Source organism: Mycoplasma sp. 5912 (genome assembly GCF_054353835.1).
Genome location: NZ_JBTHHI010000012.1, coordinates 1 through 26,339 on the forward strand (window position 1 = coordinate 1; position 26,339 = coordinate 26,339).

Here is a 26,339-nt window from a genome sequence, read left to right on the forward strand (position 1 = left end):
AAACTCTCGAAAAAATTGACTGTCATGTTTTATATCTAGTTTTCAAAGAACTTTTACTTATAGTAAAATATAAGCAATAATTATTATATTGCAAACAAAAATAAACAAAATTATTTTATTTTTTGAATGCTTAACTATTATATGATAAAAAATAAAAAATAAAAATTTTATTTTATATTTTCTGAATATATTAACTCTAAATTTTTTAACTTTATTAATTCAAATCCTTTATAATCAATATTCATATCTTTTAGTTTTATAAAACTTTTAAAGTATCAAACATTAAACGAAAAAGAAATAAAAAAGAAGATTACAAAGAAACAATAAAGGAGAATATCTATGAATTTTTCATAAAATTCATTTTGTAAATATTTTAATAAAAACATCAAAGAGATAAAAACAATAAGATAAATTATATAAAAAGTAATCATCGAAAATGTCAATCGCATTAATCTTAACGAATATTTGCAATTTATGTATTTATTATAATCATTGAGATTACAGCTTAATCGATATGAATCTAATAAGATGTCATCATAAATTAATGGAACAAAGATGAATATTGCTCTTTTTACCTTGTTATTGAATTTTACCTTATACATTAACTTTGTTAGAAGTATCGCTCTCATTACATAAGATATAATCAAAATTAAAATAATTATCAAATATTCAATAATGTTTGTTTGAAAGATGTAAAAATTAATATTCAATTCATTAGTTAGTTCATGTGATAGTTTACTAAGAATAAAAATTGATAGTAATAATCCTAAAATTAAAATAGTCATCATTATAATTAATATCCAACTTGTAATCGGTACCATTAATTCGATTCACTTTTTAGTTTTCTTTTTCATTTAAAAATTATAAAATATTAATAACAAAATAAAACTATTTAGGTAAATTATGAAAAAATTAAAAAAATATATGTTGATTCATTCATCGCTTATTGCTGCTTCTGCAACTGTGATTGGGGTAGTTTTATTTAGTGATATAGGTATTTTTGCAAACAAAAGCACCGACAAATTAAATGATTCAAAAAATCAAAAGCAAAATTTTGTTAATTTTGATATCGACACAAATTCAAAACTTGATTTGCTTAATAAGCAGAATCGAGCAGATATTAATATTTATTTCACAACCCGTGGAACAGATGTGTATTATGATTTAATTCGACTATCAATGCTATCTAAGAGTGAAAATTATTTTTTTGTTTTACCTAATAATTCGCTTGTTCAAAGTAGAACGGACGCTAAATTATTAGAGGATTTTTATAACAGCCAAAGAGTTGATGTAAAAAATAAAAATTCTAAAGTAATTAAGATTAAAAAAGGTGAAGATGAAGCAGTTTTATCACAAGTTGAACATATAATTAATTCAAATCCATACAAAAGAATCAACATTTGAACTAATTCTAATAATTTTGAACGTTCTGTTGATTATGCTAATTTATCGACTTACAAAAATGTGCAAATTAACGGATTAAATCAAGATACATCAATTGGTTTTAGTATTTTATATAAAGGTTTTGATCCAAAATTTCGCAGTGAATATTTTGATTCAACAAACAAGGTTTGAAATTTGTATAAAGGAAAATTCTTAAATTCATATAATCAGTATCTTTTATCAATAAACTTTAATCATATTAATTATTATTGAAGCACATCTGAAATAGCCAGCAGATTTAATGAAAATTATCTAAAAAATAATTTTGCTTATTTTAATGATGATAATGAAACTTTGAATAATTTGCTTACTAAAACAAAAAGTTCTGATAATAAATACTTAATAACTTATTTTACTAATATTATTGGAAATAATTGACAAAAAACTAGAGATATAATTGAAAGTGATATTTATAAAAATAAAAAGAAACCCTTATTAGTTTTAGGTCGTGGAAGCAAAAGCGATTTTAATGATTTAATAACTGTTGTAGCAAAATATGCAAACGATTATAATATATATTATAAATCAGATCCGGGTGCTGATGCAGTTTATAAAGATATCGATTTATTGCTTCATCCAGGTAATAAAATTTCATATACACAAAATACTTATATAAATAATGTTGTAACAACACAAAAACAAGAATATACAATTTCACAAAACACTATCATAAGAACAATTGATAACTTTTTAAGTTATGAAGACTTAATTAAATATCATGCAAACCAACCAGATGGTTTTTGATTTAATAAATATATAAGTTTTAAAGAAGATGATGATAATTTAAAACTAATTAACAACAAACGTAATGAATTTAGTGATTTTATCGGTTATTTTAATGTTGATAATGTTTATATTTCATCAGATTCTAATAACAGTAAAATCAGAAATATGTTTCAATCGCAATTAGATAAATTGATTTCTTCTATTGCAACAGAAAACTACAAAATCGACATCAAAACAGAAGCAATAAATACCCCAATTGACCAACTAAAACCCAGTGACTTTATCTTTTCAAGCAATGATAACTCTTTATTTGTAGTTCCTGCATTAAAAGATATTAAAATCATAAATTTTGATCGCTCAAAAAAATCAATTACATTTAAATATCCAGTAACAGTAAGAATTTTTGTTTGAACTAACAGCAGTATTTCGAAAATATATGAAAATTTCAAGGATACTCGTGTTTTTAATCAGTTAAAATAAATCATTTAAGTCCATAAAACAGACTTAAATGATTTTTGTTATACTAAACCTTTGTTCTTCAAGGTTTTTAAGGTTTTTGCACTTACCCGTAGTTGCATTTTTTGACCACCAATTGTTACTCTTACTTTTTGTAAGTTAACATTGAATTTTCTTTTTGAAGCATTCATAGCATGTGAACGTGTATTTCCTACCATTGGACCTACACCAGAAATTTGACATCTTCTTGACATAATAACCTTTCAATCAAATTATTTACGTATTTTTAATGCTTCAGTTATTTTTTTGTATTCATTAAAATCATTTTCTTTTAGGTGTTTTAATAATACTTTACGTTGTGAAATTTTTGCTAAGAATCCTCTTCTTGAATGGTTGTCTTTAGGGTTTTTTAAAAAGTGTGGTTTAAGTGATTCAATATCCTCGGTTAAAATTGCTATTTGCACAGATGCATTTCCTGTGTCTTTAGCATTCTTACCAAATTTTTTGATTAATTCAGCTTTTCTTGCTTTAGAAACCATAATAAACTCCTTTATATTATGTTTTATCCGAGCTAAAACTTCTTTATAACCCAGAGTAAAATTTATGTTCGCAATAAAATTGCTTATTTATTATAACATATCCTATGATTTTAAAAAAATGTTTTTCGCATTAACATAGTCTTCTTCGGTAATCTGGTCTTCATCGTTTGAAACTATAAATCTTAGTTCTGAAATTATTTCTAGGACAACATTACCAACTATTCTTTCAATTGAATACATACTTTGTTTTTCAACTAATTTTAAAAATATTCAATTATCTTTTGTTTTGTGCATAATAATATGAAAACCAAAATCATTTGCATATAAAATCGCAATATACAAACCTGCTGGAATCACAATAACATTTTCCGGATAATGAAAACCTTTGTTATTTAATTCACCTGAAACAAGATAACCAAACGGAGAAACCATATTAAGAAAACGAAACTTACCGTATGCTAAACCTTCTCTTAAAAGTTTTGTGCTTATTTTTACATTTTTAATTTTATATATTTCAACAACACAAACATTTGCATTAGGTAAAATATTTGCTATATCGTCTGCTTTTCACTGTGCTTGATAACCAAATTTAAAGTCTTGACCAACTGCAATATTAACTTTTTTATCAGATGCTAATTTATGTAGGAATTCTGGTCCACTTAAGTGTCTTACATCATTAAAATGAAGCTCAATAATCGCATCAACATTCATTTTTGACATCATTAAATATCGATCGTTATCATTTTGATAAAGTTTTTCGTTGCGATATTTATAAATATCGTTACAACTAAAAGTCACAATAATTTTTCTACCTGGATTATTTGCTATTTGCTTATATAACTGATAGTGTCCTAGGTGAAAACTTTGAAAGGAACCGATAATAAAACTATCACCATCTTCAGCTTTAAAATCATCTAGTGTATAAATAATAAGTTTGTCCATTAGATTAAATGTAATTCTTTAAGTTTTAAATAAGTACCATCAAACTCACAGTCTGCTGCTATATCTGAAGCTACAGTTTTAATTTTATCACTTGCTCGTTCCATTGCTACACCATAATACACATCCCGAAGCATCTCAAAATCATTTGCACTATCACCAAAAGCAATAACATTATCCATTGAATAACCTAAATGCTTAGTTAATTTTTTTAATGTTGTGCTTTTGGTTATATCAATTGGATTGATAAAAAAACCTCTTGATCACCTTGATGAAATTTCAACTTCCATTTTTGCATCTTTAATAAATTGTTCCATTTTCTGCGATAATTCATATGGTTTATCTGTGTTGATAGTTATAACATATAAATCACTATTACTTAATAAAGCTTCTTCATAGTTTAAATAATTTACTTGAAAAGGACGAATAAATCATGAATCAATTGGAGTTTGTGGAGACTTATAAACTTTATCAAAATCAGTAATTAAAAATCCTTTTATTTGTGTTCCGAATGCATCGTATAACTTAACTACATCTACTTTTTTAAGGGTACTTTTGTATAAAAATTCTTGTTTTTTTACATCTCAAATAAATGCACCATTTGCACCAATAAAATAATCAACATATTTTAGTTGTTCAAAAAAATCTCCAATTGTAGCAAACTCACGAGCAGTTGCTAAAACACTTATAATATTATTTTCTTTAAGTTTTTTAAACATTGTTTTGATGTTTTTTGAAAATTTTGTATTTCCATTAGGTAAAATTGTTCCATCTACATCGAAAACTGCTATTTTTATTATATCCTTTAAATTTTTCATTTCAGCCTTTCTAAAAATACTTTTTTAGGAAAAAATATTTTATTTCTTACTAGTCCTACTGATACAATTTGGTTTTGTGCATCAGATCACATTAAAATCCCATCATCATAATCACATTCAAACTCTCTACCATTAATTAAATATTTATACTCATTTTCTGTATATTTAAGTATATTATAATCAAATAAATTAAATATGGATATTTTCTGATGCTCTGTTGGCTTCAAATCATCAATATCTATATTACCTACTTTAATTCGTTTTAACTCTGTCATTATGCTGCTATTATTAAGTTGTTTTGCTATATCTTCTAATAAAACCCGAATATATGTACCATTTGAAACCAAAAAATAAATTGTGTATTCTTGATTTTCATAATCAAAGTCAAGTATTTTATAATCAATTACTTTAATTTTATGAGATTTCAATTCAATATCTATACCTTGTCTTGCTAAGTCGTATGCTCTGCGTCCTTTGATTCTTTTTGCACTATATTTAGGTGGAATTTGAAATTCTTGTGTACATATTATATAAACTGCTTGCTGTAAGTTATCTAAATTAACTTGTTTTACATTCTCTTTTTGGATATCACCATTTGAATCTAATGTATCAGAACTATAACCAAATTTTGCTTTAGCAATATATGCTTTATTTTTGTTAGAAATATAATCTAAAAGTTTAGTATCTGAATCAGTAGCAACAATCATTAAGCCACTTGCTAATTGATCTAAAATTCCACTATGTCCTATTTTCTTGACACCTAATTTCTTCCCTAAAGCTCTAATTTCACGATTTGAATAAACACCTGATTCTTTAAAAAATTTATAAAACATTTTCCCCTTTTATATTTGGATATTTTACTATATTTAAACTCATATATTTATATTTTCGATTTTTTTAAAATTTGGTCTTTATAATCTTATTTACAGCAAAAATTGCTCAAAAGTGCTATAATATAACACAATATGGATATGAAGCAGCAACAAAAACAACCAATTATTATTTTTTCAGGGCCAAGCGGAGTAGGAAAAGGAACAATTGAGCGATTGTTATTTGATTTTGATGAACTTAATCTTTCACTTTCTTGTTCGGCTACTACACGGAAACCACGTAATGGTGAACTAAATGGAATACACTATTATTTTTTGGATGTTGAAACATTTCGTAATCACATACGAAGTCGTAAATTTGTTGAATTTTCATATCATTTAAACAACTATTATGGAACTTTATATTCTGAACTTGATAAAATACACAAAAAAAATAAAGTTCCTTTCCTAGAGATAGAAACTACGGGTGCAAAGCAAATAATATCTAAATTTTCTTCAGGTGAATTAGCAAAAAAATATAACTTAATTACCATCTTTGTATCCCCACCATCTATTAGTGATTTAAGAAAAAGAATTTTAGGTCGTGGAACTGAAAATTCACAGACTTTAAAGGAACGCCTTGCAAAATCCGAACTCGAACTTGCAGAATCACACATCTTTAGATACAAAGTAATAAACGACATTCCTGAAAGGGCAGCAGAAGAAATTCGATCAATTTTACATAGGGAGCTTATGCTTGATTAAATTTATATATATAAGTGATAAGGGTACGGTTAGAGAAAATAATGAAGATTGTGCAAAAATATTTGCAAAAGATAACTATTTTTTCGCATTACTTTCTGATGGTATGGGTGGTCATAAGTATGGTGATGTAGCATCTAATATAGTTATTAACTATTTAAGTTCTAATTTTGGTAGAAACTTTGTTTATACATCATCGATTCAAACTAAAAAATTTATTGAAGATTCTATTGCAACTGCTAAAAAAGAAATGAAAAAGATTGCTGCAAAAAACAAAGAAATGGAAAATATGGGTACCACATTAGTAGGCTGCATCGGAATTCCTGAACATAGAAAAATTTTTATTTTTAATGTAGGTGATTCTCGATGCTATTTTTATTTGAATACCAAAAAACTTATAAAAGTAACAATAGATCAAAACCTTGCATCACAATGAAAAAAAAATGGATATGACTACCATAATAATAAGAACGAGAAATATGCTCGTTATTTAACAAGTGCAATAGGGCCTAATATTCCTACTACAATTGATATAACAGAAATTAAAGATAATGAATATGATTTAATCAATAAAATAATGCTCACATCTGATGGGATCCATGAGTTTGTTGAACATATTGATTTGGAAGCTTGTTTATCAAAGGATGATAGTATATCGAATATAGCAAATGCTATATTAGATCAGGCAATTTTAAATTCATCAAATGATAATATGACTATTGCTTTATTGGAGTTAGATAATGAAAAATAAATTCGAAATTCCACAAAATTCTAAAGTACATCGCAGTTATATAATAGATAAAATTATCGGTGAAGGTGGTATGGGTACGGTTTTTTTAGTTCATTCTAAAAAAACTTCCGATATTAATAAATATGCACTCAAATACCGTAAAGTTGACGATAATGATACTAATAAAAAACGCTTTTGAAACGAAATTAACTTACTTCAAAAGATAAAGCATAAAAATATTCCAAAAATTTATGATTATGAATATAATGATACCGAGCAATATTATGTAATGGAATATATGGAAGGTGAAACATTAGCAAAACTTCTTAAAGATTCACATGTTTTTGTTATCAAGAGAGCTAATAATTATATGAAACAACTTGCTGAAACAATCGAAGAATTACATGCACATAATATTATCCATCGCGATATCAAACCAGAAAATATCATCATTTCTTCTTCACACCATCTAAAAATATTGGATTTTGGTATATCAGTTACCAACGAAACACAAAATTTGACAAAAGCGCATTCGTTAATTTGTTCACCTTATTATGCAGCACCTGAGTTATCAAATGGTAGTAAAAACATTACTCCTGCTGTTGACATATATGCTCTTGGTGTTTTATACTTTCAAATGCTTACTGGACAACTACCATTTCGTGGCGATAATGCTGTAAATACAATAATGATGCATCAAAAAGATGCTTTCCCTGATATACGTCGCTTTAAGCATGATGTCCCAAATTCAATTGTAAATATTATCACTAAATCAACAGCAAAAGATCCAAAAGGCAGATACAAGACAATGAATGAGTTTAAAAAGGCGATAATTAAGTCTACAAGGAATGAAAATAAAATCGAACAACTTATTTCACCAAAAACAATGAAACCCAGAAAAACAGTTGCAGAAGTTGTTAGATCTCCGCTTTTTTTAGGTACTAGTATATTATTTTTAATAGTTGTGATAGTTATTTTTGCTGTTGTTTTTAAGGTAAATAACTTTATTTAATTATGAAACAAATCTATAAAATTTTTGAAGCAGTTTCAGGTATTTATAAACTTGTAAACAAGCAACAAATTATAAAAGTTCCTGCTGCAGGTAAGTTGCGGTTTTTACAAAAAACTCCTGTTGTCGGTGATAATGTAATAATGGAAAATAATCAGATTGTTGAAATTTTAGACCGTCAAAACTTTTTTATTCGTCCTAAGGTTGCTAATGTTGATCAAATTTTTATTTTTATGTCGATAAAACAACCTAAATTTTCAAGTTTTTTGGTTGATAAATATATGGCAATTATTGAAGAAAAACAAATTGAACCAGTTTTATGTATTAGTAAAATTGATTTAGATGAAGAAAATGCAAGAAAATGAGCAAATAAATATCAAAACCTAGGTTATCAAGTTATCTTAATAAACAATAATAATCCAAATTATTTAAGCAAAATCGAAGAAATTACAGCAAATAAGTATAATTTATTTATGGGTCAAAGTGGAGTTGGTAAAACTACTACATTAAATAATATCGGAAATTTTAATTATCAAACCCAGGAAATTTCCAAGGCATTAGGTAGAGGTAAACACACAACTAGAACTGTAAGCATAATCAAAATAAAAAAAGGCTGATTGATTGATACTCCAGGTTTTTCTTCATTGGATTTAAATCTAACACAAATTCAACTTGCTCACAGTTATAAATGTTTTTATAACTGATCAAAATTATGTAAATTCCGCAGTTGTTTACATCAAAATGAAGCAATAAATGATTGTGCAATAAAACAAAAACTTCGGGATGGGGTACTACCAGAATTTAGATATGAAAATTACATAAAATTGTTATCACAATTAAATGAGGGGAAATAATGAATAAATATGTTACACCAAGTTTATTAAATGTTGATGCTAAAAACAGACTTGAATTAGCTAATAAACTTGTAGATGCAGGAATTAAATGAATCCATTACGATGTAATGGATGGAAAATTTGTTGAAAATACTGCTATAGAAATTACTGAAATTGAAAATATTGCTAAGAATGGTAAAAAACATCTTAAGGATGTTCATTTAATGGTTGAAAATCCCTATGATTATGTTGAAAAAGTAAAAAACTTCGTTGATATCATTACTTTTCATTATGAAAGTATAATAGATGATTTAGATAAATTTGATGATTTTTTAGAAAGAAATTTTCATGAAATAAAAATTGGTTTGGCTATAAAACCGAGCACACCTGTGGATGTTTTGCTTCCATATATAGATCGTTTAGCACTTGTTTTAATTATGTCAGTTGAGCCAGGAAAAGGCGGACAAAAGTTCATTGAAACTTCTTTGGATAAAATTAAAAAATTAAAACTATATCGCCAGAAAGACTGTTTAGATTTTCTTATCCAAGTTGATGGTGGAATAAATAACATAACTGGACCTAAATCATTTAAATCTGGTGCAAATGCTTGTGTTGCCGGAACATATTTAGTAAATGAACCTACAAAAGAAAAAATACACAGTATCATCAAAGGATAATGTAATATAATATGAATATGAATGAAATTAAAACAAAAATATTAGAAAATTTAAAACGATTATCCAAAAAGAAGGTAAATGAAAACGATGAAGTCAAATCATTAGAAATTGATTCGTTAGATTTAGCTGAACTTATCATAGATGCAGAAGATGAATTTGGTATTTCTATTTCAGATGAGGAGATATTGAATATTAAATTTGTTAGCGATATCACAAATTTAATAACATCCAAAATACAAAATAAGTAAAGGTTTAAAATTGCTTATTTTGTATTTTTATATATGAATTTTAAGACATAGAAAATATTTTTATCACTTTCGAAAAAGCAAAAAGAATATATTTCCTTAAAAAAATTACGAAAAATTAATTTTTTGCTTGAAAACTTATTTTTAATATTATAATTCTTATCGTAGTTAGTTATTAAATCTAACTACTTCAATATTATATTAAGGAGTTTTTATGACACGTTATTTTACAATTAATGTTTCATGTGCGTCATGTAAGTCACATATTGATAAAGTATTCAAAGAATACCCAGAAATTAAATATTCTGTTAATATTATGGAAAAAATGATTAAAATCGATGCTGATGAAGAAAAATATCCAGATGAGTTAATTGTTAAATTAGCAAAACAAGCAGGATACGATGCTGAACCAAATTAAAAAATTTTTAAATTGATTATGGTTGCCTAAAACAAATCTATGAGTCCAAGCAGTTATATTCATTCCTTTCTTAATAATAATTATTTTACATATTATTGGTATCTCCCAAGGTGTAGGACATGATTTAATTGTGCAGGCTAAACAAACTTGAGTTTATTTAGTTTTAGGTATTTTAGCAACATTTTTAGTTTTTGTAGTATCTATAAAGTATTTTACAAACTATTACCGTTTGTTTAAAGGTGATGTTGGAATGGACTTGCTAATAGCCATCGGGGTTCATTTATCATACTTTTATTCACTTATTTTAACCATTATTACACTTGCTACACCAAGAAAAGGTTATAATGTCTTAGAAATGTACTTTTGAGATGTACCGAGTGCATTATTGACCTTTATAGGAATTGGTCATTATTTAGAAGATAAATTAAAACGCAAGTCTAGTATTGGGATTAAAGAATTATTACAACTACAAAATCGTTTTGCTTTACTTGTACAACCCGATGGAAGCACTAAAAAAGTAAGCACTCGTTCTTTAAAAATTGGTGATCAAATTATTGTTCCTAAAGGACAAAATATTCCAGTTGATGCAGTTGTTTTAGAAAATACATCTGAATTAGATATGGCATTTATCAACGGAGAACCACTTCCGAAAACGGTTGAACCTGGTGATTATGTTATTTCAGGTGCTAATAATATTACTACATCATTAAAATTACAAGTTCAAAAAACTATGGGTGAATCAACCTTAACAAAGATTATTGATAAACTTGAAAACATTGTAGATTCATCTTCAAAGATTCAGCGTCTTGCGGATCGGATTGTTAGATATTTTATCCCTGCTATTTTATCAATTGCGCTAATTAGTTTTATTATTTGAACAGCAACAATTTACTCTATTAATAATTTCCCTAGTTATTTAGCAAAAGTTGATGGAGCAAATAATTCGGGTATATATTACGGAATCAAAATTGGTGTTACAGTTGTAGTTATTGCTTGTCCGTGTGCATTTGGGATTGCCGCTCCAGCAGCTATCTATGCAGCAAGTGGTTTGTCAAGCAAGAATAAAATCCTTTTTGCTTCGGCAGATGTTTATGAAAAACTCAAGAATGCAAAATATATTATTTTTGATAAAACTGGAACCTTGACACAAGGAAAACCAACTATCCAAAAAGTTTTAGGTGATCAAAGTTATCAAAACATTGCTCAATCATTAGCTTCTAAATCACATCACCCACTTTCGCAAGTTATTGCTAACTATCAAAGTTTTAATGCAGTTGAAATAACCAATGAACAAGAAATTCCAGGTTATGGTATCGTAGCAAATAGCAATGGAAAACAATATGAACTTGGTTCATACAAAAAGATGTTAGAAAAGAACTTTAACGATTTAGTAAACATCGAAAATTTTGAACCTTTTTCATATGTTGCATTAGCAGAAGATTCTAAAATTGTTATGATTTTTGCTCTTGGTGATACTTTAAAAGCTGATGCAAAAGATATGATTGCTAAATTCCACGAATTAGGTTTACATGTTGTTATAGCTTCTGGTGATAACCAAGAAGTTGTTAAAAAATTTGCATCTGATTTAGGAATTCATACTTTTTATGGACAATTACAACCAGAACAAAAATTAGAATTAATTGAAGAATTTAAGAAAAAAGGTGAAACAATCTTCGTAGGTGATGGTTTAAATGATATTCTTGCGATAAAAACAGCGTCATTAGGAATTGCTTTTGCATCTGGTTCTGATCTAGTGAACTCTGCTGCTGATATATCTTTAATGACTAATGAACTGCAAGCTGTTTATCAAGCAATCTATTTAGCGAAGAAAACTTTAAAAGTTATTAAATTTAACTTCTTATGAGCTTTCTTCTTTAATTTATTGGCTATACCAGTTGCTATTAGTGGAATTTTATTCCCTTGATTAGCTGCTATAATTATGATTATATCAAACATTTTATTGCTTTCAAATACCTTGTATTTTAAAAATAGGACTGCAAAGAAATTAAAAGAAATGTCTGCTAATAATTTATCTATCGAATCAAAAGACTAACATTTGTTAGTTTTTTTGATTCGATTCATTTCATTAGTTTGTTTAAAAATTAAGTTATAATAATATTCCAAATATCAAAGGAAGATATGAAATCTATAGATAAAACACTTACATTTATCGATTTGTTTGCTGGAATAGGTGGCATCAGAAAAGCATTTGAAGATGATGATACCAAATGCGTATTTAGTTGCGAGTGAGATAAATTTGCTGCTAAGACATATTTTGCTAACTATAATGAAATTCCATTTGGTGATATTAGAAAAATAAACGAAAAAAATATTCCAAATCACGATATTCTTTTAGCAGGTTTTCCTTGTCAACCTTTTAGTCACATCGGAAAAAGACAAGGTTTTACACATCAAAGTCAAGGAACATTATTTTTTGATATTCTTAGAATTTTAAAACACTCAAAACCTAAGATGTTTTTACTTGAAAATGTCAAAGGATTATTAACAAATGATAAAGGTAGAACCTTTAAGATAATTTTGCAAAGTTTAAACGATCTTGAATACAAGACTTTTTATAAGATACTTGATGCACAAAATTTTGGTTTACCACAAAGACGTGAGAGAATAATTATTGTAGGTTTTAGAAAAGATTTAAATGTTAATAATTTTGAGATTCCAGAAGGAGACAAAGAAGTTAGAATACCGATTAGTGATATTCTTGAGAGAAGCCCGAATGGTTATTCAGTCACAGAACACCTACAGAAAAATTATTTATTTAAAGTAGATGATGGAAAACCGCAGATAGTGGACTTTGATAGCAATATCCAAGTTAATACATTATGTGCAAGTTATCATAAAATCCAAAGGCTTACAAATACATTTATAAAAGATGGAAAAACTGGTCTTAGAATGTATAGCGAATTAGAATTAAAGAGATTAATGGGGTTTCCTGATAATTTTATTGTCCCTGTATCAAGGACACAAATGTATAGACAATTTGGTAATTCTGTAGCAATTCCAATGATTAAAGCAGTTGCTGATGCAATGAAGAAAGTTATAAAAAGGTAATTTATATTTCTGAAATAATTTTACATTTTAATTGTATTGCTTTACCTTTCTTCTTAGATGGATATGTTCATAAAAAATGTGTGCCAAAATGTCCACAAATATTGTGTTTATCTAGTAAATCTATATATTCATCGATTGTATAAAAATAAATCATAGATGTATTATTATCAAAAGTTAAAATATGACTTGATCATTGTTTATTTAGAAACCCATTACCACAAACCCCACCTATTACTCATTTTGCTAATTTTTCTTTCAATGGTTTTAATATTGATGTTAATCTTCTTTTATTATCTTCGCCAAAGCTAGACAATGTTGGATTTTCTTGAAATATCTGTAATAGATTCTTTAACTCTTTATTTTGTGGACTTAGCACACTCACGAACGATTCTGCTTTATATTCATGTACAGTAACATTTTTTGCACTAGTTCTTTTGCAGTTTATAGTTAAAATTATAGACTCATTATTTAATTTGTTTATCTTCAGAATAATGTCAGTTTTAGGTTTTCCACCAGATGGTAATTTACCTATTTCAGATTCGTTAGATGTTGCATCTATAAATTTGATTTCTTCTGGTTTGATATCTATCTTGCTAATAATCTTATAAAAATATGGATAATTTAGTCCTGTAATTGTTTTATCTTTTTCTTTATATTTCTTTAAATTATCTGAATTACTTAATATTAATGAAATAATTTTTTCAAATGTTAATCCTTGCATATTCTTTTTAAAACCATCATTATAATCAAATAATGCTTTTTGTTCTATCTGTTTATAAAGATTGCTTTGATTCAATATTTCGTTAATAGCTGTCACTTCTTCTTTGAGAATATATTTGTTGTTTTGTCGAGCAAAGAGAAAACTTTCTTTCTCATCTACATCGTCTGAATATATTAAAAATGCTTTTTCAACTTGTTTATTTATTTCTTTTATATTAAATGCATCTCATTGTTGACCCTTTATTCTATCACTTCTCATTGATGTTGTAGAAAATATTATCCATTCTTTGTCATCAAGAAATTTTATAATAAACGGTGCATAAAACTGTTCGTTATTAATATAGCCTTCTTTACCGATTCTATAATTTACACGAAAACTCTTTATATAATTATTATTTTTACAAAAATTTAACAAATCAATTATGCTCTTCTGAGCATTATAACCATGTTTACTCTTATCTTTATTTGAAAACGACATATAACAACCTCTTTTATAAAGATTCAAATTTCTTTGTTTTATTATATCAATTAGAATAAATATAGATAGAAAAATCCAAAATAACTAATTTATATTTTGCTTATTTATGGTATAATAAAAAATATTAGGAGTATAGTTCAACGGTAGAACAACGGGCTTCAACCCCGTGTGTTGTGGGTTCGAATCCTGCTACTCCTGCCATTTTTTTATATCTTGAAATTATTGCAAAACTTGTATAATAAGCATATGAAGAAATTATACAAATTTGGTTTTATCGGGACTGGTGCTTGGGGTAGTGCTTTAGCAAATGTGCTTTCAGAAAATGGACATAATGTTATTATGTATGGTATTGATAAAGTCGAAGTGGATGATATTAATAACGGGTATAATCAAAAATATTTTTGATCTTTACCTTTTTATGCACCAGATAAGGTAAGGGCAACACTTGATTTTGATGAAGTAGTATTAAATAGTGAAAATATTGTTTTAGCAGTTCCGGCTAACACTTTAAAAGGGATTTTAAAACAAATGCATCATAGTTTAAAAAACCGTAAAGTAAATATCATTAATCTGTCAAAAGGAATTGAAAGTGTTTCAGAAATGTTTTTTAGTGACTTTATCCAACATCGTTTTAAGAGAAATCTTAAGAACTTAGTTTCTTTAGTAGGGCCTTCGTTTGCTATTGAAGTATTTCAAAAGGAAGTAACTATTATTAACATCTTAGGAACTAACAGTGATTATTGTCAAGAAATTATGAGTTATTTTAATAATCGGTATTTTCAACTTCGTCATCAAAAAAATGTCCTTGGAAGCGAGTTATTCAGTGCTTTGAAAAATGTTTTAGCTATCGGTTTGGGAATTTTATCAAACCACACTAATAGCAACAATACTGTTGCTGCGATTATAACAATCGGGGTGAATGAAATATTAGATATATATAAGGTTATCTCAGGAAATGATGATGTTAAAATGGGATTTGATTTTGCTGGTATTGGTGATGTTTTCTTAACCTGTAATTCTTCTAAGAGCCGTAATTATATGTTCGGTAATCAAATTTCCGAATTTGGTATCAGCAAAGCACTTGAAAATAATTCAAAAACTATCGAAGGATATCAAACTGCTAAAATACTTGCTAAAATGCTTAAAGAAAAGCAAATTGAAACCAAATTATTTCAAAGTATTATTGATATTCTCTTTAACAAAAAAGAACCTATATTATTAACTGATTTTCTTGTTAATTAAAAACACCAGATATTTCTGGTGTTTAATTTATGATTTTTTAAGACGACTTTCATATTTTTGTTTATATCAAGTTGTCTTTTTTAAACGATGGAGAAGAAGAACTTCTCCAATTTGTCATAATCCACCAAATAATCAGTAGACTTGCACACCTACCGAAAATAGGACTGTAATTACAGCAAATACAATCACCATAATCTTTTGGGTACGTTCTGATTTCTTTAATGCTTGTGCTTCTGCTATGGTATTTCTTTGCTTAACACCCTTGCGATTCAATAGTTTTGGAAGCAACTGTGATAACACTTGAATAGCAATTGTTAGAATCAGAATTCAAGAATATATGAATTCTCCACTTAAAATCTTAGTTCATGAAACAGAAGCAAAATTTAATCCTAATCAAGTAGTTTGTTTTATTTGTGGAATTGCTTGAATTACACGCCACATCGCAAGGAAAACCGGTATAGTTAATAAGATGCTACCAAATTGGTCAAGTGGACTTATATTATATTTAGAATATAATGCTTGAATTTCTTGGTTTTTCTTCATTTTCATTGCTTTGTTTTTTTCAAAACCAACATATTTTGCTTCAATTGCTGCTTTTTTAGGACGAAGACTATCTTGAACACTTTGCATCATTTTAGATCTAAAGGTGATACCAAACATAGTTAAACGAGTAATAATTAAAGCTAAAATGATAACAATGATAGATCCTCAACCTTTTAAATCAGGAATACCTTTGCTTATTCCTTGTGTAATTGCAGAAAGTGGATATACTATAAATCCGTAAAATGGACCATATGCTCAAGCTTCACCTCAATTAGTTATTGCTTGACTTGGATAATCACCTTTAAAAGGTATATCAATATCTCTTCTTTTTTCTGATTTATTATCTTTATTCTGACGTTGTCCTAAATCATATAAAATATTTTGCTCAGGGTTATACTTAGTAGCTGCAGTAGGTTCTGTAAAAACAGTACTTTTCCCTGTATCTTTATTAAAACTTTTAAAATCATCAGCATGTAAAAAACCTAATTGTGTAAGATATTGAGTCATTGTTGCTTGATAAACATCAATATAGAATTTTTCTGCTTGTGAAATTGGTATTCTTGGATTACTTTGTCCTTGTAATTTTTTTGCTAAGAATTCTAAATAATCACTAAATGACTGGTAATCTTTCAAAACATCCTTGTCTTTTTGTTTGTTTTCTGGTAAAACAGCATATTTATTAAAATTTGCGATAAATGTACTGTTTGGACCAAATGAAAAATTGTATAAGGTTTGGAGAACATCACGAGCAAATGCTAAATTAATAGTATTTTCTGTTAGTAAACCTGTATATTTTGGAACGGATTGTAAACCTGATAACCCTACTAAAATATAATTTCCATTTTCAACAGTAGGTATTTGTTTTTTAGAATCCTTTGTTTCTGGATGTGTAATTACCTGAACAAGTTGCTCATCTTTTTTTGATGCAAAAGTCAATAGGTATATATTAGTAATATCATTAGTATATTTATATCTAGTTGAGTTACTTGCTTGAAATAAGAATCTTCTGTTTTTTGCTATTAAACTAATATTATTTTTATCAGGATTTGCAACAACGTTTTTATTTTTATCATCATAATCATATCCTAAGTTTTTTATCACTTTCGGATCATCGATAGCAAAAGTTGTATAATATTTTTTTATTTCTCCATATTCAGGTTTAGGATATTCTTTATGTGCTTCTTTAATACTTCCATCCTTTTGCGGTTCTTTAACAGTGTATGTATCATCTTTTGATCAAGAATCAGATGTTTGTTTTTTTAGTTTTTCAAGAATATCTGGATTGTTTACTAGAGTGTTTATATCAGGATTTATAGAAAGAGTTGCAAGTTCATAAGGAACGGTTTGTATTTTTCCATCTTTTGTAACATCTTTGTTGTCATTATCTTTGATGTTTATCTTTTGTTCTTTTGTGTCTTTTACAACAAAAGTATTTACACGTGGGGAAACTTCATCCTTGCTTGAGTAAAATTCAATACTATTTCCTACACTCGATGAATTTTTAAGAACGAATGATTGCACGCAACCTGTTACTGTTAAACCAAATAACAAAGTATATAAAACAATCTTAATTCATTTTCAAACTTTCTTTAGTGTATCTTGTTTTTTTTGTTGTTCCTTACCTTCTTGGTTGAAATAATTAAAATGATTTATTTTTTTCATTTTTCCTAAATTTCTCAAAGAGTTTAGCAATTGACTGCTTTTTAGTTGCATAATCATTTGCAATAAAATCTTTGCGAACAATTAACACAAAATCATAATTTAAATCATAAATCTTAATTTCATGAATAATTGCTTTAAGTTGTCTTTTATTATAATTACGACCGACTGCATTTTCAAATTTCTTTGGTACTGTAATACCTGCATGAAATGAAGAACTTTCTGCATAATAGATAACTAAATATTTATTAGAGACATATTTATTATTGTCAATTATTCTTTGAAAATCTCAGTTTTTTCTTAGTCGATATTGTTTTTTCATACAAATTATTATTTATCTGAAACTGTTAATCTTTTTCTACCTTTAGCTCTTCTTGCTGCTAAAACTTTTCTTCCATTTGCTGTTTTCATTCTAGCTCTAAAACCATGAACTTTGGCATGTTTACGTTTATTTGGTTGATATGTACGTTTGCTCATTCGTCCTCCTTTATAAATATATAATAAGCGTGAATAAATTATATAACAAATTTTTTTTTATCAAAGTAGCTTATTAAATAACAAAAACAACTATAATATAGCAGTAAAAATGGTATTTATCATATTATTAAAATCAATTAACAGTGTATAATTTACATGAATGTATGAGGTTTTATGTTAGATATAAAATATATAATTAGTAATGAAAATGAAGTTAAAAAACACCTAAAAAATCGTAGATTTGATATGCATTTTTTAGATGCTTTTTTAACTTTAGCAAAAAAACGCGGGCATATTATGTATGAAGCACAAAGTGCTAAAAGTAAATTAGCAGCAATTTCTAAGGAATTTGGTTTATATAAAAACAACCCCGAGAAACTTGCTCAAATTAAAAAAGAGATTCAAAAAATTAAACAACACCAAAGTTTATTAGACGAACAAAGTAATGAACTTATCGCAAAAATTACAAATATGCTGCTACAAATCCCTAATTTACCTACGAATGATGTCCCTGTAGGTAGAGATGAAAATGATAATGTAGTTATTGAGAAATTTGAAAACCTTGGTAGAGGACTTGTTTCAGATGTGTTGCCACACTATGAAATTGCGAAAAATTTAGATATCATCGATATTGAAAGAGCAGTTAAGTTATCTGGTTCAAGATATGTTATTTATAAAAATCAAGGAGCAAAGTTAGTTCGTGCATTAATTAATTTTATGCTTGATTTACACTTATCCAAAGGATATACAGAGTTTAACACACCAGTGATTGTTAAAGAAACTGCGTTATATGGAACAGGACAGTTACCAAAATTCCAAGAAGATTTATACAAAATTGAGGGTGTTAACGAATATCTAATCCCTACTGCTGAAGTTACATTAACTAATATTTATAATAATGAAATAATTAATCTTGACAAACCTTTTAAGGCGACAGCATATACTGAATGTTTTCGATCTGAAGCAGGTAGTTCTGGAAAGGACGCCAAAGGAATCATAAGACAACATCAATTTAAGAAAATTGAATTAGTTAAAGTCGTTAATGCTGAATCTGCTTGAAATGAATATAATCAAACCGTTTTAGATGCAGCAGATGTACTAGAAAAACTCGAAATTCCTTATCAAAAAGTTCGCTTATGCACTGGTGATTTAGGTTTTTCAGCAAAAACCACAATTGATTTAGAACTTTGACTGCCATCAGAACAAAGATTTAGAGAAGTATCTAGCATAAGTTATTTTGGTGATTTTCAAGCTCGACGTGCGATGATTCGTTATAAAGATAATGATGGTAAAACAAATTATGCTCATACAATCAATGGTTCTGGTGTCGCTGTAGACCGTCTTATTGCTGCTATTTTAGAACAATACCAAAATCCTGATGGGAGTGTTTCGGTTCCAAAAGTTTTAATCCCTTATATGAGTGGAGTAGAAAAGATTGAAAAACAGAGTTAAAAAACCATATGTATTTGCTTTTGATTTAGATGGAACCTTACTACAAAGCAATAATAAAGCACACATTGATACAATCAAGGCACTTAAAAAATCAAAAGAACACGGTCACATAAATGTAATTGCTACAGGGCGCGGAATCACTAAGACATTACCTCTTTTAGATTCAAAAGCAGTTGATCATATTGATTATTTAGTTTGTTCTAACGGAACTGCTGTATATGATATAAAAAATCAAAAAGCCTATATTTTAAATAGTTTAGATAAAGATATCTTTTATATAATGAGAGATATTGCTAGCAAGCATCAACTTATCATAACTGTTGATACACATAATTACAATGCTACCGCATTACCTAATAATCAAAAACCTCACTGAATTACAGATGCAAATATAATGGATATGAACATCATAAATCAAATCAGCATCGAAAAAATGCAAGAAGTTATTGAAAATAAAGATGTCCAAATTGTACAAATAGCACTGCGTAATCCACTTAAAAGCGCTAAGGAGATTACGGATTTGACTAAGAAATTGCTTAAAGATTTTGAATGCAATATATATCTTACCAACTCAATATATACAGATGTAAATCCGATTAACACCTCCAAGTTAATCGGATTAGAATATTTGCTTAATTTACTAAATCTTACAACTAAAAACCTTGTCACCTTTGGTGATAGTGGAAATGATATTGATATGACGAAACATGCTTCTTTAGGAATAGCTATGGGTAATGCTACAGCAGATTTGAAAGATGTTGCAACACACATCATTAATGACCATAACAGTGCAACAATTGGTGAATTTATTACTTCATTTTTAGCAGAATAAAAACAAGGTACTTCCTTGTTTTTATTCTGCTAGCTTTTTTCTTCTTTGATAATCCATAAAACTAAAGATAAATTGAATACCAAATAAAATAAATGAAATAATTTGTCACACAATACCCCCAACAAATGCATATTTATGCATAGCAGTTGCTGGATTAGAGATGTTTAAAGCTCAGAAAATAATTCATACAGTATTATTTAATTCATAAACTAAAAACATATACGGTGAAACTCCTTCTCATGAATTTGTTTTAATTGAGAAAATCATCTGTGGGATAAATGCTAAGGTTGTAAAAGCAGGGAAAATAAATCCCATAACTGATTCGGTTTTTGGATCTCATAAATAAACAGGAGTTTTAAATGAATTTGTTATTTTTAGGGCAATAAAGATAAGAGCAATAATTCAAGTAATTACTATTGCACCCATTCCAAAATATTTTATACGACTATCAAACTCATCTTTATATTTATAAAGTAAGATAATCATAGTTCCGTATAAAAATACCCCGACTGTATTGGCTACAAAAGTGCTTAATAATTTTTTATTTCCAAGCGATGATCATATCAATCAAAGTAAAATTCCAATCTGAAAGACTCAAAATGAAAAGAAGTTTACATTTCCGGTTTTACGGGTTTTGATTTGGTTAATTAGTTGCGGGACACCTAGCGATGCAACCACTATGGCTGCAATTCAACTAAATGTATGAATTGATATTTCTAATGGATTCATAGTGCTATTATATAATAAAACACACTAATGTGTGTTTAAAATTTCTAATATTTTTTCTGTATCACTGTTACCTGAAATTTGTTGGTATGTATTAATTGCTACATCGTCTCCAAACAGCACCTGCAACACTTTATATGCAAGTTTTTCAGCAGCAAATGCAGATTTACCTGAAATAATATTCTTATCAATTACGATACTTTCATCATGATAATTAATACCTTTTCGAAATTTCTGACTTCATTGCGATGGGTATCCAGTGAAATCTTTCTTTTTAATTATTTGATGTTCTGCTAAAACATTAGGTGCATCACAAATAGCCGCCATATTTTTATCTTTATTAATTCATTCTTGTATTTTATCTAATGCATCCTTGTTTTCTCTAAGAGCTTGTGCTCCACGTCCACCTGGAATAAAAACAAAATCATATTCATCTAAATCTATGGTTTTGTCTATATTTTCAATTTTAGTAAAACCAAATTGTCCGCTTGCCTGAGTTAAAAACTTGTGATAAAAAGTTATTTTATCAAACATATTGGACTTTTTTCAAATTGATAACGGAGTCACAAGTTCAATATCATTAAAATTATCTTCAATAAAAACTAATAAATTCATTATTTTTTTCTCCTAATCATCTTGCGATATACTAAGTATAACATTCAAGCAAGCGGAATTAAAACAACTAAGATAAAAATGATAATATACAAAATTAATCATGCTTTATTTTCAGATTTCTTGCGATTTTGAATTAATTCTTTTAATTTCGCTGTTGCATCATCGCTTCCAAGTTGCAAATCAATATCTTGAATGCGTTTTTTATCATATAAAAGTACTGCTATTAATAAACCTGTTAATCCTAGTTGCACAACCAAGTCAATAATTAACATAGTTTTTACACTTCCAAAAGCTTTATCCAAAGCTTCTTGGAAGTTTATAGCAAGATAAAAATTAGTATGAATTCCTGATGCTTGTGAAGGTGGTGTGCCTATTTCTAATGTTTTTGCTGACCATAAACCAAAGATAATTAAATTAAATAAGACAAAATAAGTTGTAAAAAAGAAATAAATTCACTTTATGCGTAAGGCTTTTAAGGATAAATTTTTAAATGTTTCAACAAACATGCTGCTTGAAGCTGCATCACCATTTGCATATGATTGTCGAAAACTATTTTCAGTCTTTTTTCAACCTGAAATCCTTATCAATCCTTTTATAGTTAAAAAAGCTGATAATAAAAATAAAAATGAAAATACTACATATAAAGCAATCCCGGAATAAGGATCATCTAAAGATTTCAAAACAACAACCAAAATAATTGCCAAGACAGATAAACCCCAAATAACACCTCAAAAAATTGCACTAATTCTACGAATAAAAATTTCTTTTTTTATGATTTTCTGAGTTGCTGGATTTAGCAAACCTTTTGGATCACGATATTTAACTTCTTCTTTAATTTCACTTTTCGAATCCATTTGAAGTTGTACAGTTTTAGCAACTAATTCATCGGAATTATTTTTAGGTTTAAACATAATTAACCTTTATTTTTAGAAAAATCATATGTTGCGATAAAGTTAGTTAGTGCATCTACTGTTTTTCTAACATCAAATTTATTGCTACTATTTGGATCAACTTTTTCATATGCACTTGAGATAAATGCATTTAAATCTTTTTTGGCATCCGAATTTATTTTATCAATTATCTTTTGAGCAAATGCTAGTTGTGTCTGGGCTGCTTTATCTAAATTAGGTGAAACATATTGTTCATAAATATTTTTTAAATTCTCTTCGTTTGTTATATAGTTTGTAGCAATTTCTTTTTTCTTTTGATCATTTGCTATATTATATTCAACCTGTTTAGTCTTAACTGCTTTTATGATATCATCAGTTAACTTTTTATCAAAATTTTTGGTTAGAAAATCAAGTGAATTATTTTCTCTAGCCTTATTCAAAAATGTTTTTCTAAGTCTTTCATCATTTATAATTGGAACTAATTTATTTGCAACTTCTTTAATTTTCTCTTGATCTTTTGATGTAATTTGATCAGGTGCTTTTTCTAAGATTTTTTGAATATCTCCTTGGCTGCTAAATTCTGATGCAAGGTCTAAGATATTAATAATTTTTGGAACTAAGCCACCGTAACTTTCACCTTTTCCACCGGTCATCAAATAAACTGAAAACTTGGATGCTTTAGATACTGATGAATTTTCAGGAGTAGATGAAGAAAGCACATTAGCAAATAATAGGGTTCCTGGTAACCCGACTATCATATTTCCTAATCCACCTGCTAAAAAACGAATTAAAAAATGTTTTTTTGGTTTTTCTTGTTTAATTACTTTATATTTTTTACGTGAATAAAAAATATGAATAAAGAAGATAATAACAACTCCTAAGAACCTTACAACTCAATATGTTATCAATGCAACAAGAGTAGCAAGTAAAGGAATAAATCTACGAATATCTGAATCATCTATTTTTTTTGTAGCAACCGTTACACTAACTATAGAAGCAATTATCGATAAAATAATCGCAGTTATTTTAACAGGAATATATTTTCAGTTATATAAAAAACCAAAACCAAATGAAATAATAATTAGAGCAGCAACCATAACTGGGATTCATACACTACCATCGACTGATTTTAATGCATCTGATATTTTTCTTAAAAAATCAGGGATTTGTTCTTTTGCATTATTTTGTTCTTGAAAATGTAAAATTAAATTTGTTTGCAGCATCTTATCCTTTAAATATATATTGCTTTATTCTTCTTTTTGTGTGGTTGTTTCTTATCAATTCGATCAATAAATAGCATTCCATTAAGATGATCTAGTTCGTGTTGAAAAACAATTGCTAAATAACCTGATACTTCATATCTTAATTGCTTTCGCTCAAAATAACTATATGCTTCTACAACAACTTTGTTGCTCCGATGTACTAATCCATCTTGATTTGGAATACTTTCATCAACACTTAAGCAACCTTCACCTGATTCTATAGCAATTTTTTTATCACTTTTTACCAGTACCTTAGGATTAAACAACACATCCTTAAATACTGTTTTTTCTTCACCATCTTTTACATGTACATAAAAAACATTTTTTAATATCCCATATTGTACTGCTGCTACACCTACTCCAGGACGGAATTTAGTATCCGGACTTTGGCTATCATCAATATGATAAATCATTGATTCGGCAAGTTTAATATCCTCATCTGTTAATGGGATCGGAACATTATGTGATTTTTTACGCAAAATAGGATCTGGAAGTTGCACTATATTTATCTCAAATTGTTTTTTTTCTTTCATTTTTATATTATATAATTATTTATAATTATTTGAAAATATTTATATTGCTATGAAAGGGAATAATGGTAGCATTTTTAAGTATCTTAACAAATATAGTCTTTTTTATTTTAGGTTATCTAGTTGGTTCATTAAATACAACAATTATTATCGGTAAAAAATTCTATAAAGTCGATGTTCGCGATTATCACTCGGGTAATGCAGGTTCAACAAATGCAAAAAGGGTTTTGGGTAAAAAAGCAGCTCAAATTATTTTATGAATCGATGGATTAAAAACCTTAGCAATTGTTGCAATTGCATATGGGATAACCTATGCTATAAATCATGATATCACTTTTAGATTAGAACATCAAAGTAATTTTGCAGATGTAAGTTATATAAAAGAAACTTTATACATCTTTCCTTCGTTTGCTGGTTTAGGAACAGTAATCGGGCATATTTGACCTATTTTCTTTGGTTTTCGTGGTGGAAAAGGGGTTGCTACAATTTTAGGATTAGCAACATCAATAAATATTATTTTACTTCCTATATTTGTAATATTATATTTTTTAGTAATTTATATATGAAAATATGTTTCATTAGGTAGTGTATTATCAGCAAGCATCACAGGTTTTTTTGCACTAATTCCTTGGATTTCAACTGGTATTTTAGGAACCTTAAATGCTACTAGTGATTCTTTATTCTTTATAGTTTATATTATTTATTTTGTTGCATTATTATTTGTTATATATGCTCATTATGATAACTTTTTAAGAATTCATAATAAAACTGAGCGCAAAGTTTCTTTTAAGAAACATAACAGTAAGTAAAAAAACTTTCTTAATCTATATGATAGAAAAGAAAGTTTTTATATGTATTTGCTATATGGTAAGGACTTAATATATTCTTCCATAAAAACCCAGTCTGGTGTTCCATCTGGTTTTGATGGTAGTTTGATGATAGTATTTTTTAAAAGATCCAATTTCCTTCCTCTACCAAAAGATCATTTAAATCTTTCTTTATCTAAGACAGTGGTAATAAATAATGCATTATATTTATTAAGCTGTTTGCTATACCCTAAGGTATTCGAAGTAGTATGTATCGCATCAACAGGCATATAAAATTGATAACCATTACTTCCTTCACCTTGACAAACAAATGCAATACAATTTCCTTTTGACATTAATGTTGATTCTGATACAATATTTTGCATCACACCATGATTTTCTTTTTTAGCACCTATAGCACCTATATAAAAGGCTTCAGTCCCTTCTTCGAATTCAGTAGAATTACTACATTTCCCTTTCACAAAATTAAACAAATCCTTTAAGTTATATTCTCTTCATTCACTAAACAAGGACATAAAAATTAACAGAAAATTAACATTGTATCATCTCTGCATATTTCTGAGGTGATTTTCAATCTAAAACAGATTGAATTCGTTTTGTATTATATCAAATT

General features: G+C 27.6%; 30 protein-coding genes and 1 tRNA gene. 15 read left to right on the forward strand and 16 right to left on the reverse strand.

Annotated elements, in window-relative coordinates:
• Positions 1–167: 167 nt before the first annotated feature.
• Entirely contained in the window at positions 168–854 is a 687-nt protein-coding gene (locus ACXYRP_RS03725; protein ID WP_435129272.1) for a hypothetical protein, read from the reverse strand.
• 49 nt (positions 855–903) lie between these two features.
• Here ACXYRP_RS03725 and ACXYRP_RS03730 point away from each other — a divergent pair, with 49 nt between their 5' ends.
• Complete coding sequence (locus tag ACXYRP_RS03730) at positions 904–2,649, forward strand: hypothetical protein (protein WP_458597871.1); 1,746 nt, start codon at positions 904–906, stop codon at positions 2,647–2,649.
• A 38-nt stretch (positions 2,650–2,687) separates the two neighbouring features.
• Here the strand turns inward: ACXYRP_RS03730 and rpmB are convergent, their stop codons facing one another.
• The 5 genes from rpmB to truB form a co-directional block, all read right to left on the reverse strand.
• Entirely contained in the window at positions 2,688–2,879 is a 192-nt protein-coding gene (rpmB, locus tag ACXYRP_RS03735; RefSeq protein ID WP_458597873.1) for a 50S ribosomal protein L28, read from the reverse strand.
• Positions 2,880–2,897: 18 nt separating this feature from the next.
• On the reverse strand, positions 2,898–3,164 hold the full coding sequence (gene rpsO, locus ACXYRP_RS03740; protein ID WP_435129263.1) for a 30S ribosomal protein S15: 267 nt from the start codon (positions 3,162–3,164) through the stop codon (positions 2,898–2,900).
• 102 nt (positions 3,165–3,266) lie between these two features.
• On the reverse strand, positions 3,267–4,106 hold the full coding sequence (locus tag ACXYRP_RS03745; RefSeq protein WP_458597875.1) for an FAD synthase: 840 nt from the start codon (positions 4,104–4,106) through the stop codon (positions 3,267–3,269).
• On the reverse strand, positions 4,106–4,921 hold the full coding sequence (locus tag ACXYRP_RS03750; protein ID WP_458597877.1) for a YcsE-related riboflavin metabolism phosphatase: 816 nt from the start codon (positions 4,919–4,921) through the stop codon (positions 4,106–4,108). Before ACXYRP_RS03750 ends, ACXYRP_RS03745 begins: the two co-directional genes overlap by 1 nt.
• Complete coding sequence (truB, locus tag ACXYRP_RS03755) at positions 4,909–5,754, reverse strand: tRNA pseudouridine(55) synthase TruB (protein WP_458597879.1); 846 nt, start codon at positions 5,752–5,754, stop codon at positions 4,909–4,911. The genes ACXYRP_RS03750 and truB overlap by 13 nt, the downstream gene beginning before the upstream one ends.
• A 138-nt stretch (positions 5,755–5,892) precedes the next feature.
• On the opposite strand from truB, the gene gmk reads away from it, so the two are divergent.
• The 9 genes from gmk (at position 5,893) to dcm (ending at position 13,473) form a co-directional block, all read left to right on the forward strand.
• The gene (gene gmk, locus ACXYRP_RS03760) at positions 5,893–6,495 is read left to right on the forward strand and encodes a guanylate kinase (RefSeq protein WP_458597881.1); all 603 of its coding nucleotides are present in this window, start codon (positions 5,893–5,895) and stop codon (positions 6,493–6,495) included.
• Positions 6,488–7,243 carry a PP2C family protein-serine/threonine phosphatase gene (locus ACXYRP_RS03765; RefSeq protein ID WP_458597882.1) on the forward strand — a complete coding sequence of 252 codons (756 nt, stop codon included), beginning with the start codon at positions 6,488–6,490 and terminating at the stop codon, positions 7,241–7,243. The genes gmk and ACXYRP_RS03765 overlap by 8 nt, the downstream gene beginning before the upstream one ends.
• Positions 7,233–8,234 carry a serine/threonine protein kinase gene (locus ACXYRP_RS03770; RefSeq protein WP_458597884.1) on the forward strand — a complete coding sequence of 334 codons (1,002 nt, stop codon included), beginning with the start codon at positions 7,233–7,235 and terminating at the stop codon, positions 8,232–8,234. The genes ACXYRP_RS03765 and ACXYRP_RS03770 overlap by 11 nt, the downstream gene beginning before the upstream one ends.
• Before the next feature lie 2 nt (positions 8,235–8,236).
• A complete protein-coding gene (gene rsgA / locus ACXYRP_RS03775) occupies positions 8,237–9,085 on the forward strand; it encodes a ribosome small subunit-dependent GTPase A (protein WP_458597886.1) in 849 nt (282 codons plus the stop codon).
• Positions 9,085–9,741 (forward strand): ribulose-phosphate 3-epimerase, encoded by a 657-nt coding sequence (locus ACXYRP_RS03780; RefSeq protein WP_458597888.1) that lies wholly within the window; start codon positions 9,085–9,087, stop codon positions 9,739–9,741. Before rsgA ends, ACXYRP_RS03780 begins: the two co-directional genes overlap by 1 nt.
• A 17-nt stretch (positions 9,742–9,758) precedes the next feature.
• Entirely contained in the window at positions 9,759–9,989 is a 231-nt protein-coding gene (locus tag ACXYRP_RS03785) for a phosphopantetheine-binding protein (RefSeq protein WP_458597890.1), read from the forward strand.
• 211 nt (positions 9,990–10,200) lie between these two features.
• Positions 10,201–10,404, forward strand: a complete 204-nt coding sequence (locus tag ACXYRP_RS03790; RefSeq protein ID WP_435129234.1) for a cation transporter — start codon at positions 10,201–10,203, stop codon at positions 10,402–10,404.
• The gene (locus ACXYRP_RS03795) at positions 10,388–12,457 is read left to right on the forward strand and encodes a heavy metal translocating P-type ATPase (protein ID WP_458615246.1); all 2,070 of its coding nucleotides are present in this window, start codon (positions 10,388–10,390) and stop codon (positions 12,455–12,457) included. Before ACXYRP_RS03790 ends, ACXYRP_RS03795 begins: the two co-directional genes overlap by 17 nt.
• 86 nt (positions 12,458–12,543) lie before the next feature.
• Entirely contained in the window at positions 12,544–13,473 is a 930-nt protein-coding gene (gene dcm / locus ACXYRP_RS03800) for a DNA (cytosine-5-)-methyltransferase (RefSeq protein WP_435129222.1), read from the forward strand.
• Between the two features lies 1 nt (position 13,474).
• Here the strand turns inward: dcm and ACXYRP_RS03805 are convergent, their stop codons facing one another.
• Positions 13,475–14,671, reverse strand: a complete 1,197-nt coding sequence (locus ACXYRP_RS03805) for an MspI family type II restriction endonuclease (RefSeq protein WP_458615247.1) — start codon at positions 14,669–14,671, stop codon at positions 13,475–13,477.
• A 126-nt stretch (positions 14,672–14,797) separates the two neighbouring features.
• Here ACXYRP_RS03805 and ACXYRP_RS03810 point away from each other — a divergent pair.
• Positions 14,798–14,872: transfer RNA gene (locus tag ACXYRP_RS03810), tRNA-Trp, on the forward strand.
• Positions 14,873–14,917: 45 nt separating this feature from the next.
• Entirely contained in the window at positions 14,918–15,913 is a 996-nt protein-coding gene (locus ACXYRP_RS03815; protein ID WP_458597896.1) for an NAD(P)H-dependent glycerol-3-phosphate dehydrogenase, read from the forward strand.
• Between the two features lie 27 nt (positions 15,914–15,940).
• Here ACXYRP_RS03815 and yidC read toward each other — a convergent pair whose 3' ends face one another.
• The 3 genes from yidC to rpmH are packed head-to-tail and all read right to left on the reverse strand — an operon-like array spanning position 15,941 to position 18,592.
• Positions 15,941–18,118 carry a membrane protein insertase YidC gene (yidC, locus tag ACXYRP_RS03820; RefSeq protein ID WP_458597898.1) on the reverse strand — a complete coding sequence of 726 codons (2,178 nt, stop codon included), beginning with the start codon at positions 18,116–18,118 and terminating at the stop codon, positions 15,941–15,943.
• Positions 18,096–18,437 (reverse strand): ribonuclease P protein component, encoded by a 342-nt coding sequence (rnpA, locus tag ACXYRP_RS03825; RefSeq protein WP_435129202.1) that lies wholly within the window; start codon positions 18,435–18,437, stop codon positions 18,096–18,098. Before rnpA ends, yidC begins: the two co-directional genes overlap by 23 nt.
• Positions 18,438–18,445: 8 nt before the next feature.
• Entirely contained in the window at positions 18,446–18,592 is a 147-nt protein-coding gene (rpmH, locus tag ACXYRP_RS03830) for a 50S ribosomal protein L34 (protein ID WP_004794083.1), read from the reverse strand.
• A gap of 174 nt (positions 18,593–18,766) precedes the next feature.
• Between rpmH and serS the strand changes: the two genes are divergently transcribed.
• The gene (gene serS / locus ACXYRP_RS03835; RefSeq protein WP_458614390.1) at positions 18,767–20,044 is read left to right on the forward strand and encodes a serine--tRNA ligase; all 1,278 of its coding nucleotides are present in this window, start codon (positions 18,767–18,769) and stop codon (positions 20,042–20,044) included.
• Positions 20,028–20,876 (forward strand): HAD-IIB family hydrolase, encoded by an 849-nt coding sequence (locus tag ACXYRP_RS03840; protein WP_458597901.1) that lies wholly within the window; start codon positions 20,028–20,030, stop codon positions 20,874–20,876. Before serS ends, ACXYRP_RS03840 begins: the two co-directional genes overlap by 17 nt.
• A 21-nt stretch (positions 20,877–20,897) precedes the next feature.
• On the opposite strand, the gene ACXYRP_RS03845 is transcribed toward ACXYRP_RS03840, so the two are convergent.
• From ACXYRP_RS03845 to def, 5 genes are read right to left on the reverse strand one after another with little or no spacing between them, the layout of a single operon-like run.
• Complete coding sequence (locus ACXYRP_RS03845; RefSeq protein ID WP_458597903.1) at positions 20,898–21,605, reverse strand: PQ-loop domain-containing transporter; 708 nt, start codon at positions 21,603–21,605, stop codon at positions 20,898–20,900.
• Between the two features lie 24 nt (positions 21,606–21,629).
• Positions 21,630–22,217, reverse strand: coding sequence for a DJ-1/PfpI family protein (locus ACXYRP_RS03850; protein WP_458597905.1), 588 nt, complete (start codon positions 22,215–22,217; stop codon positions 21,630–21,632).
• The gene (locus tag ACXYRP_RS03855) at positions 22,217–23,128 is read right to left on the reverse strand and encodes an MSC_0882 family membrane protein (RefSeq protein ID WP_458597907.1); all 912 of its coding nucleotides are present in this window, start codon (positions 23,126–23,128) and stop codon (positions 22,217–22,219) included. The genes ACXYRP_RS03850 and ACXYRP_RS03855 overlap by 1 nt, the downstream gene beginning before the upstream one ends.
• A gap of 2 nt (positions 23,129–23,130) precedes the next feature.
• Positions 23,131–24,330 carry a hypothetical protein gene (locus tag ACXYRP_RS03860; RefSeq protein ID WP_458597909.1) on the reverse strand — a complete coding sequence of 400 codons (1,200 nt, stop codon included), beginning with the start codon at positions 24,328–24,330 and terminating at the stop codon, positions 23,131–23,133.
• An 8-nt stretch (positions 24,331–24,338) separates the two neighbouring features.
• A complete protein-coding gene (gene def, locus ACXYRP_RS03865) occupies positions 24,339–24,902 on the reverse strand; it encodes a peptide deformylase (RefSeq protein ID WP_458597911.1) in 564 nt (187 codons plus the stop codon).
• A 62-nt stretch (positions 24,903–24,964) separates the two neighbouring features.
• Here def and plsY point away from each other — a divergent pair, with 62 nt between their 5' ends.
• Positions 24,965–25,708 carry a glycerol-3-phosphate 1-O-acyltransferase PlsY gene (plsY, locus tag ACXYRP_RS03870; protein ID WP_458615248.1) on the forward strand — a complete coding sequence of 248 codons (744 nt, stop codon included), beginning with the start codon at positions 24,965–24,967 and terminating at the stop codon, positions 25,706–25,708.
• A 38-nt stretch (positions 25,709–25,746) separates the two neighbouring features.
• Here the strand turns inward: plsY and ACXYRP_RS03875 are convergent, their stop codons facing one another.
• Complete coding sequence (locus ACXYRP_RS03875; protein WP_458615249.1) at positions 25,747–26,280, reverse strand: restriction endonuclease subunit S; 534 nt, start codon at positions 26,278–26,280, stop codon at positions 25,747–25,749.
• Positions 26,281–26,339 lie beyond the last annotated feature (59 nt).